Below are 14,758 nucleotides of genomic sequence, written 5' to 3'. Positions count from 1 at the left end.
ACCTAGCCACCATCAAGCTGGCTGTAGGTTCGCCTCTCCTACCGTACGGGGTAGGCGTCGATGATGGTCTGCTCGACGGTCCGATCTCCGGCCGCCTTGCCTTCGGCACGGACGGACACCATGTCGCCGGCGCGCGGTATCAGGCCGGGCACGACGACGTGGAACGACCCGTCCGTGTTGGTAACGGTCGCTTGATGCCATCGGCCCCCGTGATCAGTGGACGCCCAGAAGCGAAGGCTCCCCCGCTCATAGCGGAGTTCGTCGTTGTTGCTGTCAGAGGTGAACAGTCGGGCGCCGAGCACAAGCGGCATTCCGGCGGGCAGGAATCCGTGCCCGTCGGTGCCGGGTTGGTAGTCGACGTTCAGCGGGCGTGCCTCGGCGGAGAACTGGTCTGGGTCGGTCGGCGCCTCTGAGGGGAACGTCCAGGCCGTCATCGTCTCCCGGCCGATCGGCAGCAGATCCGGGTCGGGGCTGGACGCGTGCTCCAAACGGAACATCGCCCGCTCCGCTGGGATATCAAAGTAGGCGCTGCCCGGCTCGAACGGGGCGACCTCCACGCCGTCGCGCCACAACCGCAACGACTTGTTCCCTGCGGCGGTCGGGTCCGCGGCACCCCGGTGTTGACCGTCGCTGAGCGGGATTGGTAGGGAAATCCCGTTGCGGCTGTGCGAACCAAAGGCCATCGGTGCTGGCGCCTGGTACCACACCGGCGAGAGTCGCTCTCCAGACTGATACGTTGCGGCCGGAGCGCAGAGGTAGGACATCGGCACTTCTAGCACGCACTGCCGCCATCGCACGGCGGGGTCTGCGGTGACCATCTCGACGCGACGTTGCGGGCCGTCCATCAGCCGTTCGACGGCGAAATGAGACACCGAATCGGTTTGCGGCGTCCAGGTCACCAGATGTGTGGCCTGACCGGGGAGCGACCGGTAGTCGGATTCGAGGCGGGCCAGGTCGCGGGCTTGCGCCCTCGAAACGCGGTAGATGGGCGGGTCGGGGATGCTGCCCCCGCCGAGCAGGAGGTGGTATACGTCGGCGTCCGTGCCACTTGGATTTATGGCGTCCAGTTGCCAGTAGGACTCGAACACCGCCTTGCCGTGTTGCACGGGATTCGTGGGCTGGACGAACACCCGCCCGTCCCTGATCTCCTCCGAGCTGGCGTAGAACCCGTCCCCGAGAGTGTATTCGCCTTTCGCAGCACGGCGTGCGAAGAAGAAGGACAACGCCGATGCAGTCGTCCGTACGCCCTCGACCGTCGCCGGATCAAGCCGATGCGCTTCACGGGCGTCGATGGTGTACGACATGTCGGAGTCGAGCATCACCTCGGGTGAGCCAGCCATCGACACCGTGGCCGGCGTTCCGTCGGCGGCTGGTGTGACGACCGTTGCCATGAGGCTGACCGGCCCGGGCGACATCCTGGCCGTACCTTGACCATTCTCGTCGAGGTGCACGAGGGCCACGCCCCCGCCAGTTCCCGGATAGAAGTTGTCCCCGTTGACGACCCAAAGGGCGCCACCGGCCCACGGCTCTCCCCGCCGGTCCAGCACCGTCAGCCGTAGGTCGTGACGGGGCGGCTCGATGAAGAAACTGGTAGGGAGCGCGATCCGTTTGAGTCCTTCCCCGGTGAGGACGACGGCGCCGAAATAGTGGCCGGGGGCAGCGTTCCCGGGCGTCAGAGTGACCGTCACCCGCTCAGTGCCCCCCGGCGCGATGGTCACCTCACTCAATGACACGGTCAGCAGGGACTCGGGCGCCGGGTCGCGGTTTGCGTCGAGGACGTGGTCGGTGAGGGTCACGGTCCGCGGGTCGGTGCCGGTGTTGGTGAGGGTGAGCTCGATGGTCCGCGGCTCCTTCCCGTTCGGGTAGCGGAGGAAGCCGAAGTCCACGTTGCCGCGGTTGAGTTGCAGTGTCTCGGTGGTGGCGTCCGGCAGGTCGAGCCGGCCTGTGCCGGTGGAGTACGGATAAAGGTCGTCGTACGCGTCGGCCGTGGTCATCAGTGTGGTCTTGATCCGCTGCCAGTCCCAGTCGGGATGCTGCTGCTTCAGCAGGGCGGCGGCGCCGGCGACGTGCGGGGTGGCCTGGGAGGTGCCGGTCATGGTGGTGTACGAGTCGGCGGCGCCACCGCCGGCGTGCGCGCCGATGATGTCGACGCCGGGGGCGAGCAGGTCTGGCTTTGCCCGCCAGGTTCCGCGGGTTGGCCCGCGGCCAGAATAATGCCACCGAATGCCGTCGGGTCTGGTGGCACCCACCGTCAAGGCGCTTTCCGCCACCCCTGGCGTGCTGATCGAATGGGAAAAATTGCCGTAATTGCCGGCGGCGACGACGAACAGGGTCCCGGTGCCGGCGCTGAGGGCGTCAACGGCCTGGGCCAGCGGATCGTCGCCCTCACTCGGAAGACCGCCCGCACTGATGTTCACCACATCGGCTCCCTGCTTGGCGGCCCATTCCATGCCCGCGATGAGCCAGGACGCCTGCCCGGTCGCTCCCCCGAACTCGTCGGGCGCGAGCACCTTGCCGGAGAGCAGCCGGGCGCCGAAGGCGACGCCCTTGCGGGCACCGTCGGACGCCGCGCCGGAGCCGGCGATGATCGACGCGACGTGGGTGCCGTGCCCGTGCCCATCGGCGGGCGAGCCGTCGGTGGTGAAGTTGGCCTCGGAGGCGACCTTCCCGCGCAGGTCCGGGTGTTCGGTGTCCACCCCGCTGTCAAGGACGGCCACGTCGACGCCCTCGCCGCTCAGACCGGACTCCCACACCTGCGGGGCGCCGATCTGGACCAGGTTCTCGTCGTACTCGGTGGCCTTGACCTTCTGGTCCAGCCAAACCTTGGTGACGCCGGCGGCGCTGGCACCGGCGGGAGCGGACAGCGTCGTGGCGAAGCTCGCCGCGGCGCGCTTGGGCAGGCTCACTGCCATCGCGTCGATGCTCGGCAGCGGCCGGGACTTGGCCTGCGCGCCGAGCGCGGCCAGCGGCCGGGGGCCCTGCACGATCACCGGCAGGGCGTCGGTGCTCGCGTCGTCGTATCCCATCTCCGCCAGGTCGGTGACGTTGAACAGTTCCAGGTCCAGCACCTCAGGAACCAGGTCTGCGGCCTTGCTCGGTACAACGTAGACATCACCATCCTTGTGCAGGGTGGTGTACGAGCCAACCGTCGTGGCCCCACCGACCGGCTTCAGAGACACGGCGGGCCGGCCACCCCGATCGGGTCCGAGCGTCACGGTGTCACCTGTGATCAGCGTGACGGTGGCGTAAGCGGCCGCCGGGGCCGGGATGGCAGCCGCTGGAGTGGACGTGGCGTTAGCCGTCGGCATGACGACCGCCGACATGGTGATGAGGCACCCGAGCGTAACGGCGCAGCCAGCCACGGGATGTCGAGGCAAGAACATGTGTACGTCCTATCCCGACAACTAGTGCTGCGCTAGCGATCATCGTGGCGTGAATGCGCCAAGGTCGCTAACCCGCCACTGAGGTTTCGGGTCGATCTTGACTTACCCGTTAGCGCTTGCCGGCTGCACCCCAGGCTGACCCGCCGCACCTGCTCGATCGACCACGACGGTGACCTGCCGATCATCGAGGGCACCCTGATCCGGCTACAGGTCGAGCACCTGCCCGGCGAGCGTAACGCCAAACCCGGTATGGCTGTGGTGCTCCGCCACCAATGCCACCACCGCCGATGTCGACCGCTGGTGGCAGGCGTTCCTGCGCCGCTTCGACCTCGAACACACCTTCCGCCTGTTCAAACAGACCCTGGGATGGACCCGGCCTGGTCCCGCGGTATCTCTCCTACCCAGAGATGCCAGGCTCACCTTCTGCCGTTACCCGCTCGGGTCCGGACACGCAGGGCTTCGAGCCCGGCGACGGGGAGCGAGCGTGCGCGGCCCTCGGCGATCCAGCCGTCGATCATCTGATCGGTCTGATCCGACAGCTTGCCGAAATGAAGGTGCAGATACCCGGGCAGGTCAAGGGGGGCGAGCAGGGGAAGCACTCGGAGCGCGACACGCGCCAGTGGCGCGGAAGTGCTGAGCCGTCCCGGCGGCGCCATACCGTACATCGCGGCAATCACCGTGGTGGCCTCGCGTGCCGCCAGTGCTGGCAGGGCGAGCTGCTGGCGCAGTTTGGGAACTGACCAGTCGAGCGTGCCCAGCATGGCTATGTACGGTTGGGTTGTGGCGGCCCGCATCTCACCGCTGCCGACGGCCGCCTTAGTGACAGAGAAGGGTCCGCTGGACAGCGCCGTAATCAAGGAATTGACGCGTTCGGCCTCACCCGAGAGCTGCAGACTGGGGCCAGAGGGCAGCCAGTAAGCGATCCCGGACCGGACTCGGTCGCGATTCGACATCGGCGCGTGATAAGCAAGCAGTCCCGGAGTTACCTGCACGATCTGCGTACCGGGCCAGACGCCCTGCAAAAGGGCGAGGTCGCCGGGATCCTGCCCGATGGACACGATGGTGGCCGCGCCGACCCGTCTGGCAAGGTCCGGGAGCCAACCGAGCCGCAAGGCAACCGACGACACGCAGAGCAGCACGACGTCCCACCGGGCATCCGGCAGTGCGTCGAGCCCGCGTATTGACTCCTGCGGAAGCCACGTCTCTGTGACCGGCCCTCGACCACTCCGTAGCCGGTGCAGTTGATAAGGGCCGGCCGGGACTTGTCCGTCGGCCCGCAGTAGCACGCTCACCTGTGCACCGCCAACGGACAGCTGATGACCGACGACCTGGCCGATCGCGCCGGCGCCGACCAGCAACACCTTCATGACAACCTCTGTTTCTGAGAGATCCATTAACGGATAGGTGATCGAAGGCGGGCCTGTCGACTGGCGTCACAGGCCCGCAATCTCGCCTGGCCGGGGAGTGTCAAGATAACGGCTCTGGGGCAGAAGCGGTGATCGGGGTGATCGATCTACGCGAGCAGGATTCGCTGCCGAAGTAGGGCGAATCCGGCTCGACCGTACATCTGCCGCTTGAGGAACTTGACCTTGGTGTTGGCGCCTTCGATCGGGCCGTTGCTGTAGGGCTGGGTCAGGCCGGCGACGGCGGCGGGCAGGTCCATGCGCATGCCGTGGACGAGGCCGTGCAGGGCGGGCAGGTCGTCGGCGTCGACTGCGGTCATCCATGCGTCCAGCTCCTCGCCGTGACGGCCGGCGAGCAGGCCGGCGAACTCGCCGACCCGCCGGGCCAGCACGGTCAGGTGCGGGCAGGCCTCGAGGAGGTCTCGCAGGTGGTCGCGGTGGTGGGCGGCGAGATGCTCTGGCTTGGTCATGAGCCAGAAGACCAGGCGACGCGGTGACGGCGGGGTACGTTCGGCGTCGGCACGGCCCTGGTTGAGGTAGCGCACCAGCAGGTTCGCACTGCCGGTGAAGCCGAGCGTGCGGATCTCGGCCAAGAGCCGGGTCACCGGAACCTGGGGGTCTTCGGCGCGTCGGCGCCGCAGATGGTCCCGGAACAGGTCGACCAGCGTCTCGCGGTAGCGCGGCGGACGCTGGAGTTGCTCTGCGGTGGCCGCGCGGGCGTACCGCTTCACGGTGTTCAGTGCCCAGCCGAGCCGGCGGACGCATTCCAGCAGCCCGACGCCCTGGCTGAGCAGGGCATGCACGGCCGCATGCCGCTCGCGAGTGCGCTGGTCCAGAGGGCTGGTTCAGGCGGACTGGACTGTCGTGCCAGCAGCGGCTGTGCTCGGTTACGGTCTTCTCGACCGCCTTGGCCAGGTTGTGCCACAGGTGCCACCGGTCGCTGACCTGCACCGCGCCGTCACGGACCCCCTCGGCATATGCGGCCGACCCGTCACGGCAGACCACCTCGACTTCCGGGTGTTCGCGCAGCCACTCGGCCAGGGTGGATGCCTTCCGATCAGGCAGCACGTCGATCCGGCGATGGGTGACCGCGTCGGTCAGCGAGGTGGCATACCGGTGGCCCCGGCGCAGCGCGAAGTCGTCGACGCTGAGCACCGTCGGCGCCGGCCCGGCCGGAACCGGCGCCGTCATCAGCACCCGCAGGACGGTGCTGCGGGAGACCCGCACACCCAATCGGGACAGCACAGCCGCGCCCGCCCGGCCGGCGACGGCCACCGCCAGATCGGCGACCAAAGCGGTCAGCTGCCGGGTCCGTCGCGCCCATCGCTGAGTCAGCGTGGGCACCTGTTCCCGAAACGTCCGCCGCGGGCACGAGCCCTCCCGGCAGACCAGGCGCCGGACCCGCAACTGCACGACCACGCAGCGCCCACCAACGGGAAGGTCAGCCAGCCGACGCTGGTGATACGCATGCACCCGGTCGCTGAGCTGCCCACATCCCGAGCACGACACCGGGGCCAGCGGCGTGCGGGCGACGACCCGCACCACCGCCCCTTGATCGATCACCCGGTCGGTAACCAGCCCCGACAGCTGAGGAAAGACCACCGTCTTGATCACATGGCACCGGTGTCAGAATGCCCCCACAGCACCGACCACTCTGGACTCAGGTCACCACCGTTTCTGCGCCGGAGCCGATCTTTTTACAGTCCCCCGATTCGCATCAGTGCTGCCTGTTTGCTCGAAGGAAACGGACTGGCGTTGTGCCGAGGTACCGCTTGAAGTGCCGATTCAGGTGGGCCTGGTCGTAGAACCCGACTTCGTTGGCGACCTGAGCAGCGGATCGACCAGCGAGCAGTAGGCTGCGAGCCCTATCGATGCGCCGTCCTGTGAGGTAAGCATGAGGAGGTAGACCGTAGGCCGCGGCAAAGGCCCGCACGAGGTGTGTTGGATGTGCGTGTAGCTGTTGCGCTGCCTGGTCGAGGCTGATACCCGTCACGGTATGCGCATCGAGGAGATCTCGCAGGTCACGAGCTAGGTGGCGTGGTGGCGGCTCGATGAGTGCTGGAATCGCGGGCTGCAAATGCAGCCGCAGCCTCTCGACGATCAAAGCTAGGCGACTCTCGGCGTGCAGTTCCTCGCCTGGGCAGCTCAAGGCCCGGTGCAGTTGGTCGACCCGTCGGCGCAATAATGGATCAATCAGGGTGGGCTGATCCACCGCCGCGCCGACCAGAGCCTCCCCGACCACGCCAGCGTCCAGGTACACCACCCGCTTGACGAACCCCTTCTCGGTAACGGTGCGGCCGTCGTGCGGTACGTGTGGCGGCAACAGCGTGACCGCCGGGATCACGGCGCCGTGGTCGTGGCGGTTCAGGTCGTAGCGGATCATGCCGTCATCGACGATCAGCAGAGTCCACGCCTCATGGGTATGGGCGGGGTAGGCGTGCGCTAGGAAACGCGCATGCAGGACCTCGGCCACACCGGGCACCGACGGCCGCCAGGCGGACAACCGCTGGTCAAAGGCCCCGCCAAGGGGCGTGCGTGCCATGTCAGAAACATACAAGACCCATGGCCGGGCGGGTAGGAAGCTCATGATCCGGAGCTGCCCAGACGACCGCGGCCGGCTGGGCCCGAGCAAAGGAGTGAAACGTGGCCGAGCCCGCGACACCCGTACGGCTGAATGAGAAGTTCGCGCAGTTCGACGAGCATTGGTCACCAAAGATCGTGGCAGAGGCGAACGGCTGGCACATCAAGCTTGTCAAGGTCCTGGGCGAGTTCGTGTGGCACAGCCACGCGGACGTTGACGAGGTGTTCTGGGTTATCGACGGGACGCTCACTATCCGGCTGCAGGACCGCCCGGAAGTGCAACTGGCTGCTGGCGACGTGTTCGTGGTTCCCCGAGGGCTACCGCATCAGCCCGTTGCCGAGCAGGAATGCCGGATCGCTCTGCTGGAGCCCGCGGGTGTGGTTAACACCGGGGGGTCCGGCGGCGAACTCACTGCAAAGGACAGCTGGCTATGACCCATCCGAGGCGTTTTGACACCAAGATCGCCGTACTGTTGCGGGACGATCTGCTTGCCTGGCAGCGCCTCAACGTCACCGCCTTCCTGATCAGCGGCATCGCCAGCACCCACGGCGAAGTGATCGGCAAGGCGTACACCGACGCCGACGGGCTGACCTACCTGCCGATGTTCCGCCAACCCGTCCTCGTCTTCGCGGGTGACCCGGAGACGCTCGCTGCCGCGCGGGGTCGCGCCCTGCAACGAGGGCTGGCGCCCGCGATCTTCACATCCGACCTCTTCCTCACCAGCAACGACGAGGACAACCGCGCTGCCGTACAGGCAACCCGCACGGACCGTCTCGACCTCGTCGGGCTGGCCGTATACGGGCCCAAGAATGCCGTTGACAAAGTCGTTAAGGGCGCCGTGCTGCACCCGTGATGCGCCGCTACAGGAGGTGTTTGAGATGGTTTGATATAGATGGCGTGGCGGCATCAGTGGTCTGGTCAGGCAGGTTGACCCGGTGCCTGTAGGCGTCTCCACGCCAGATGTGCGCCCGTCGCCCGCGAGCGTCAATCAGTACTCGGTGGCCGTGTGTTGCCCTCCCGGATGACCACACGTCGACCACACGGATCGCGCTGGCGACCCAGTCGCCCCGGTCGACCTGTTGTGGGCCAGGCGAGGCATTGACCCTGCTCTTGCAGGAAGGGTGTGAGCGGCGCTTGGGGTCGAGTTGATACCGGGTGCGGTCGGGTGGTGCCGGGTTGGGCGTGCCGGGGCTGCCGACGCGGGGGTCGGTGTCCTCCGCGGTCTTCTGAGAGCGCGTTGAATAACCAGGTCAGCGCGGGTAGACGTCGCTGAGGGCGCGGAGATCCGAATCGGTTTCGGTGTGTCGCACGGACACAAGGTGAGGCCTTCGGGTACGGCAGTGGTTGTCGAAGCCCCACCGCCCCGAAGGCCTCACCGTGTCTTTCTACCTGGTCTGCGGCCAGGCCGCTGCCGCACCCCCGACTCCCGCCCCCGAGCACCTGCCCACGACCCGCCCACGTCGCTACCCGTCCGACACCAGCGACGTCGAATGGCAGCTGATCGCCGCGTACCTGCCCGCCGGCGGCACCAGGGAACGAGGCGGCCGTCCGGTCACCTACCCGCGCCGCGACATCGTCGACGCCATCCGCTACCTCGACCACAACAGCTGCGTATGGCGGGCACTGCCGGTCGACTTCCCGCCCTGGCCGACCGTCTACCACTACTTCCGCACCTGGACTCGCGACGGAACACTGACCCGGTTGCACGCCGGCCTGCGCGAACAGGTCCGCCTCGCCGAAGGCCGCAACGCGCAGCCGACGGCGGCGATCATGGACTCGCAGTCGGTGCGCGCGGCCGAGACCGTCGCCAAGACCAGTCGCGGCTACGACGCGGGCAAAAAGATCAACGGCCGCAAGCGTCACATCGTCGTGGACACCACCGGCCTGCTGCTGATCGTCCTGGTCACCACCGGCGCGGTCCAGGACCGCGACGCCGCCCGCGCGCTGCTGTGGGCACTGCGCACCTGCTTCACCCGCGTGGCCAAGGTCTGGGCCGACGCCGGCTACGCCGGCCAGCTCGTCGACTGGGCTGCGGCCGCGCTCGGTCTGGCGGTGGAGATCGTGCGCAAGCTCGCCGAGCAGGTCGGGTTCCAGGTCCTGCACCGCAGGTGGGTCGTCGAGCGCACCCTGTCGTGGATCACCCGCTGCCGGCGCACCGTCCGCGACTACGAGCGCCACCCCGAGCATCACGCCGCGATGGTCCAGTGGGCCATGGTCATCGTGATGACCCGACGCCTGGCCCGGTATCACAAGACCGGCCGATTGAAAGCCGCGCTCAGTACCGGCTGACCTGGATTTTCAACGGGCACTGAGTCGTGGTGGTCGGTGTGGTTGTCCTCAGGTAGCGGGTCGGGGTAGCGCGGTCAGGCGGCCGAAGGCGGTGGCGAGGTGGTGTCGCCAGGGCCAGTTTGCGGCGATCCGGAGCCGTAGTCGTCGGCCGCCGCGGGTCAGTCGGGCGGGGACGTGTAGGAGCCGGTAGCGCAGTATCTTCGGTTCGGCTCGGGCCAGGTCGCCGTCGAGGAGGAGCAGGCGGGTCCAGGCGAGCAGGTCGATGCCGGTGAGGGCCAGTTCGAGCCATGCCTGGTTGATGGCGAAAGTCCGGGAGGGGAACCGGCCGAAGCCGGTGGTCTTACCCGTACGGATTCGGTCCTCGACCCGGGCGTCTGCGCGGTGGCGGACCTCAAGATGCTGGATCGGGGCGTCGCCGGGTGGGGTGTCGGTGATGAAGACCTGGTGCCGCATCGAGGGCCACTTTCACCAACACAAACTCGCCGAAGTGATCACCAGTATGCCGGGCGCCGGCACCTTGCTGGGCGCGGAATTCCTGGCCGCCACCCGCGGCGCCTTGGCCTCTTTCGGCACCCCGACCGACTGGCCGGCTTCGCCGGCCTGGCTCCCGCTCCCTGGGACTCCGGGCGCATCCACGGCAACCTACGCCGCCCAGGCGCTACCACCGCGGCCTACAACGGGCCGTCTACTACTCCGCGCAGATCAGCATTGCTACCTGCCCAGAGTCGCGGCGGTTCTACGACCGCAAGAGGGCCGAGGGGAAGCGTCACACCCAGGCCGTTCTCGCACTCGCACGACGCCGCGTCACCGTATTGTGGGCGCTGCTGCGCGACCAACGGCCCTACCAACCGCTTCCGCTTGCCACGACCGCTGCATGACGCTCTCATCGAGCGCCACCAAGACCACTTGACAACTTCATTGGGAAGTCGACGATCGCGATCTGCTCGGTCGGCCGCCGGCGGACCGGTGCCAGTGCGAGGAGCGGGCCGAGGGTGTCGATGACCCGTGCGCAGCCGAGGGCGAGACGCCGAACAGTGGGCCGATCTGCCGCATGGTCAGGTTGGTGCGCCAGTACGTGGCCAGCAGCAGCACCCGGTCGGGCAAGTCGAGGGCCCACTGCCGGCCCGGCCGGCCGTCAGCGATGGTGTCTCCGCCCCACTTGGCGACGAGGCGGGCCAGCCGCCGGAACTGAGCGGGCGACAGCCCGGTGAACGGAAAGATCCACTCGTCCTGGACAGCGGAGATCACCTGCACCCAGGCATTCTTGACCGTCCTTGATGGACAGGCATCGGGGTTACGAGACGTCCCTTAGGTCGACGTTGGCGATCCACAGATGGGGTTCCTGTGGTCGAGGCCATCGGCCAGCCGCCTCAGGCCCAACCCTCCTTCGACAGCTGGATGCCGAGCTGAAGCCGGTTGTGGACCCCGTGGGTCCGCATCAGGCCGTGCACGCGCCGCTGCACCGTCCGCTCGGCGAGGTTGAGCTGCCGGCCGATCGCCTTGTCGGTCAGACCCGCGACCAGCAGTCGCACCACGTCCCGGTCCAGCTGATCCAGCCGCCGACCAGATCTCACCGATCCGGGCACAGGTCCCGGGACGAGCGGAGCGGCCTGATGCCACAACGTTTCGAACAGCAGATGCAACGAGTCCAGCAACGACGAGGGATGGATGACAGCGGCCGCAGTGATGGCTTGTGGGGCGGTCTCCAGCGGGAGCATCGCGATACGGCGGTCCCCGATCACCATCTTCAGCGGCATGCCCGGGATCACCCGCGCGACTTCCCCGGCGGCGATCATCGCCCCGATTTCCTTGTACTTCCCAGGGACTTCGAGTGCCGTCCGGTCGTAGAGACAGCGGTAGGTGGTCACTCCCTCGATCAGCAGCTGCCGCTCCAGCGGATTGTCCAGGTGCTCGTTTGCGTACGGCGGGGTGTCGATGATCAAGACTTCGGTGGTGGAGGTGCGCTGGATTTGCTCGAACCGTTGCAGTGTCGCCTCCCGCCCCACGACGATCTCGATGATCTCCGCGGGCACCGCAGCCCGTCCGGCCCGCCGCCACCGCTCGGTCAGCTCCCTGGCGAGCGCCCGCGCCTTCACAATTTCTTGCTCCCGAACTCGGGCCAGGTTGTCCAGCGCTACCTCGGGTGCGACGGCCGCGTGCCGCGTCGGTTGCCCGTCCACCGTGGTGACGAGTCCCTTGGCCTTCAATGATGCCAGGACAACCGAGGGAGAGCCGCCGCACGTGGGGTGCCAGTCCTCCGCCAACTCATCGGCGGTGGCGGCAGGGCGATCCACCAGCAGCAGGTACATCGAGGATTCGTCCGCTGTGAGACCGAGCGGTAGCAGGTCCACCTCCACTACCTTTCGTGTGGGCTATTTGCTATGCGACTGGCCGGTACGCCAGTCCGCCCGAGCAGCAGCGGCCGGTGCGCGCGGAGCGCACCGGCCGCCTGCGCCGCCTCGAATCACACGTCCGTCGGAGGCTCGGTCCGATTGGTTACCGAAATCCGGTTCCACACGTTGATGGTGGCGATGGCGACCACAAGGTCCGCCAGCTCCTTCTCCGACCACACCTTGGCGGCGGCTTCCCAGACGTCGTCTGGCACGCCGTGCTCGCCGAGCCGGGTGACCGCCTCCGTCAGCGCGAGTGCGGTCCGCTCCCGCTCGTCGAAGAAGGGCGCCTCCCGCCAGGCTGCTACGGCGAAGAGCCGCCTGCTCGACACGCCCGCCGCGAGCGCGTCCCGGCTGTGCATGTCCACACAGAACGCGCATCCGTTCATCATCGACGCGCGCAGCTTCACCAGCTCCAGGACGCGCATGTCGACGTTGGCGCGGACGTACTTCTCCAACCCCAGCACCGCCTGGAACGCCCCCGGCACCACCTGTTCGATGTTCATCCGTTGCACGTCGGCCTCCTTGACCTTGTTGACTACGCGTAAACGACGGCGCGCGGATCCGGGAATGTGACAGCGATGCGTTGTGACGCTGATCATCCCGTACCGGTCAGGGGCAGGTACCGCCATCCTGACCGCCGACCTCTCGGCACTCTTCACCCCCTGAGTTGGAAGTGCCACCGCTGGCCAGGCGCCGCAGGGCTGAGGCGATCGGCGATCCCGGCGGTGGCGAAAGCCGCCCGCACGTCGGCGTCGGATTTGGTGAAGTGTCCTGCTCGCCCTGTGGACCTGGGGACGCGCCGACGAGCAGGGTTGGGCCACGTGAAACTGGGAGCTCGGGCGTTCCAACTCTCACAACGGATGTCACACGTGCCGTACGAGGGTCAGCCGCGCGGTGAGGAACTGGTCCGGCTGGGTGAAGGCGGCGAAGTGGCTGGCGTCCTTGATGAGTGCCAGTGCCTTGGTGGGGGCCTCGACGTCGGCGACGTACTCCTCGGCCAGGCTGGTCAGGGTCAGTTCATCGGTCTCGCCCTAGAAGACGAAGAACGGTACCTCGAACCGGGTCCCGTAGCGCCGCGCGTCGTAGGCCATGAACTGTCGAACACCAGTAGATAAGAAGCCGTTGCGAGTATGCGAAACCGGCGCCGAGATGGACGACGTCGCGCAGCGAGTGGCTCGGCGAGGTCAGGACGAGCGGGAACAGCAGCTTGGTCACCGCGTTCGGTCCGACCGGATCGGTCTTCATGGTCCAGTTCATCTTCACGCCCCAGGCGCGCGCCCGCAACGCCGGCCGGCGCGCTCGACAACATGAGCTCTGCCATGATGGCAACGCGGGCATGGCTTACTTCGGACAGATCAACAAGGCATAGAGAACCTCGATGATCTTCAGAACCGGTGATGCCCGCCTACGTTCGGGGTCTCCAGATCTCAAAGCATGGGCGCTAATTACTGCAGCCGATCGATACAACTGCTGTGGACGCGGGAACCGAGCCCGTCTTCCGCCCCGCCACCACCCATCCCGTGGGTGGCTGGGACGAATCCGATACCGTGGTACGGACGCTATGTCAGTCAGGAGTCTCGGGATGGTTTCCACATTTCACCAGCCGCCGCCGATCGACTTGTCTCAGGGACGGTCGTTCAGCAAGCGGCAGGAGGCGCTGCTTGTTGACCTGGAGGAGATTTTCCTCAGGGAGGGTTTCCGGGCGCTGACCATCCAGCAGCTCGTCGGCCGCCTTCACTGCTCCCGCAGTACGCTGTACGATCTGGCACCCAGCAAGGACGAACTGGTCCTGCTCGTGCTCGACCGCCTCCTTCAGCGAATCGGCCGTCAAGCCATTGCCCGGGCCCACCAACATGACGATCCACTGCTGCGCGTCCACAGCTACATGTCCACCGCGAGTGTGGCCCTGAGCAGCGGGTCACAGGCGTTCTCGGTTGACGTCGCCGCCCACCCGGGCGCTTCTCGCCTCTTCCAACAGCATTACCGCTTCGCGACATCCGTGTGCGCCCGACTCATTCAGGACGGTATCGACCAGGGCGTCTTTCGTGACATGGACGCGCGTCTCGCCGCCGAGGTGCTCTATGCGGGCCTCGACCGGATCACCGATCCGGACGTGTTGAGGCTGACGGAACACACCGGCTCGGAGGCCATCCAACAGGTGTTCGACCTCTTCGTGTTCGGACTGTCAAAAGGCGATGGGCGTCGTCGGAGTGCCGGACGATAACAAACCCAAGCGGCGCGATCGTGGAGCCTGCTTCGACCGACTCAAGCAGTGGCGGAACCTGCGCGTGATACGGGCAGCCTACCGGGCGAGCTTCGTCCTCCTCACCACCCCGGCCGACTGGGATGACAAGCAACGCGGTGCGCCGTCAGCGATGGCGTGTGGCGAAGCCCTCCCGCCGCCATAGACGATCCGCTCAGCCTCAACCATCACGAGCGTTGTCGTTAGTTGGGGGCTCGGTAAGTGGCCGCCCACGCTCGGCGTGCTCATTCTCCCAGCGGAACGCCTCTCAGTAGTGGCGCGATCGGAATGCCCCGGGGTCCAGCGCCTTGGCAGTGCCGGACAATTGAGCACCACGGCTGCTCGCCAGGGCGATTGCGTAGTCGATCGGCGGCCCTGAGCTGGTGATGTGCGTAGTGACTGGCCTGTGTGGAGGCCGGAAGAGCGGGTGAGATCGCGCCGGTGATCATGGAGTTCTCTACGCTTCA

The 14,758-nt window shown here is 67.1% G+C and carries 10 protein-coding genes and 6 pseudogenes; 7 read left to right on the top strand and 9 right to left on the bottom strand.

Annotated elements, in window-relative coordinates:
* Positions 1-38 precede the first annotated feature (38 nt).
* Positions 39-3,323 (bottom strand): S8 family serine peptidase, encoded by a 3,285-nt coding sequence (locus tag AB0I11_RS30895; RefSeq protein ID WP_357328637.1) that lies wholly within the window; start codon positions 3,321-3,323, stop codon positions 39-41.
* Between the two features lie 180 nt (positions 3,324-3,503).
* On the opposite strand from AB0I11_RS30895, the pseudogene AB0I11_RS30890 reads away from it, so the two are divergent.
* Positions 3,504-3,762 (top strand): annotated as a pseudogene (locus tag AB0I11_RS30890) (transposase); the annotation flags it as partial.
* 37 nt (positions 3,763-3,799) lie between these two features.
* On the opposite strand, the gene AB0I11_RS30885 reads toward AB0I11_RS30890, so the two are convergent.
* The 3 genes and pseudogenes from AB0I11_RS30885 to AB0I11_RS30875 all read right to left on the bottom strand — a co-directional run bounded on the left by AB0I11_RS30885 (position 3,800) and on the right by AB0I11_RS30875 (position 7,328).
* Entirely contained in the window at positions 3,800-4,750 is a 951-nt protein-coding gene (locus AB0I11_RS30885; protein ID WP_357328634.1) for a 2-dehydropantoate 2-reductase N-terminal domain-containing protein, read from the bottom strand.
* Between the two features lie 146 nt (positions 4,751-4,896).
* Positions 4,897-6,400, bottom strand: a pseudogene (locus tag AB0I11_RS30880) (ISL3 family transposase).
* Between the two features lie 103 nt (positions 6,401-6,503).
* Complete coding sequence (locus AB0I11_RS30875) at positions 6,504-7,328, bottom strand: AraC family transcriptional regulator (protein ID WP_357328631.1); 825 nt, start codon at positions 7,326-7,328, stop codon at positions 6,504-6,506.
* Positions 7,329-7,429: 101 nt separating this feature from the next.
* Between AB0I11_RS30875 and AB0I11_RS30870 the strand changes: the two genes are divergently transcribed.
* The 3 genes from AB0I11_RS30870 (at position 7,430) to AB0I11_RS30860 (ending at position 9,656) form a co-directional block, all read left to right on the top strand.
* Positions 7,430-7,801, top strand: a complete 372-nt coding sequence (locus AB0I11_RS30870; protein WP_357328628.1) for a cupin domain-containing protein — start codon at positions 7,430-7,432, stop codon at positions 7,799-7,801.
* Positions 7,798-8,220 (top strand): DUF2000 domain-containing protein, encoded by a 423-nt coding sequence (locus AB0I11_RS30865; RefSeq protein ID WP_357328625.1) that lies wholly within the window; start codon positions 7,798-7,800, stop codon positions 8,218-8,220. The genes AB0I11_RS30870 and AB0I11_RS30865 overlap by 4 nt, the downstream gene beginning before the upstream one ends.
* Before the next feature lie 587 nt (positions 8,221-8,807).
* A complete protein-coding gene (locus AB0I11_RS30860; protein ID WP_357328698.1) occupies positions 8,808-9,656 on the top strand; it encodes an IS5 family transposase in 849 nt (282 codons plus the stop codon).
* 48 nt (positions 9,657-9,704) lie between these two features.
* Here AB0I11_RS30860 and AB0I11_RS30855 read toward each other — a convergent pair.
* Positions 9,705-10,106: pseudogene (locus AB0I11_RS30855) on the bottom strand (transposase); the annotation flags it as partial.
* Between the two features lie 13 nt (positions 10,107-10,119).
* Between AB0I11_RS30855 and AB0I11_RS30850 the strand changes: the two are divergent.
* Positions 10,120-10,534: pseudogene (locus AB0I11_RS30850) on the top strand (transposase); the annotation flags it as partial.
* A 47-nt stretch (positions 10,535-10,581) separates the two neighbouring features.
* Here AB0I11_RS30850 and AB0I11_RS30845 read toward each other — a convergent pair.
* The 3 genes and pseudogenes from AB0I11_RS30845 to AB0I11_RS30835 all read right to left on the bottom strand — a co-directional run.
* Positions 10,582-10,910, bottom strand: a pseudogene (locus AB0I11_RS30845) (transposase family protein); the annotation flags it as partial.
* Between the two features lie 116 nt (positions 10,911-11,026).
* Entirely contained in the window at positions 11,027-12,007 is a 981-nt protein-coding gene (locus tag AB0I11_RS30840) for a helix-turn-helix domain-containing protein (protein WP_357328622.1), read from the bottom strand.
* Between the two features lie 113 nt (positions 12,008-12,120).
* A complete protein-coding gene (locus tag AB0I11_RS30835) occupies positions 12,121-12,552 on the bottom strand; it encodes a carboxymuconolactone decarboxylase family protein (protein ID WP_357328696.1) in 432 nt (143 codons plus the stop codon).
* A gap of 704 nt (positions 12,553-13,256) precedes the next feature.
* Between AB0I11_RS30835 and AB0I11_RS30830 the strand changes: the two genes are divergently transcribed.
* Together AB0I11_RS30830 and AB0I11_RS30825 are read left to right on the top strand one after the other, a co-directional pair.
* Positions 13,257-13,418 carry a hypothetical protein gene (locus AB0I11_RS30830; RefSeq protein ID WP_357328619.1) on the top strand — a complete coding sequence of 54 codons (162 nt, stop codon included), beginning with the start codon at positions 13,257-13,259 and terminating at the stop codon, positions 13,416-13,418.
* Positions 13,419-13,631: 213 nt separating this feature from the next.
* Complete coding sequence (locus AB0I11_RS30825) at positions 13,632-14,273, top strand: TetR/AcrR family transcriptional regulator (protein WP_357328616.1); 642 nt, start codon at positions 13,632-13,634, stop codon at positions 14,271-14,273.
* A gap of 145 nt (positions 14,274-14,418) precedes the next feature.
* Here the strand turns inward: AB0I11_RS30825 and AB0I11_RS30820 are convergent.
* Positions 14,419-14,646, bottom strand: a pseudogene (locus AB0I11_RS30820) (pyridoxamine 5'-phosphate oxidase family protein); the annotation flags it as partial.
* Between the last annotated feature and the right edge of the window lie 112 nt (positions 14,647-14,758).

Source organism: Micromonospora sp. NPDC050495 (genome assembly GCF_040655175.1).
GTDB lineage: Bacteria > Actinomycetota > Actinomycetes > Mycobacteriales > Micromonosporaceae > Micromonospora.
This window is presented reverse-complemented; position numbering and strand designations above follow the sequence as displayed.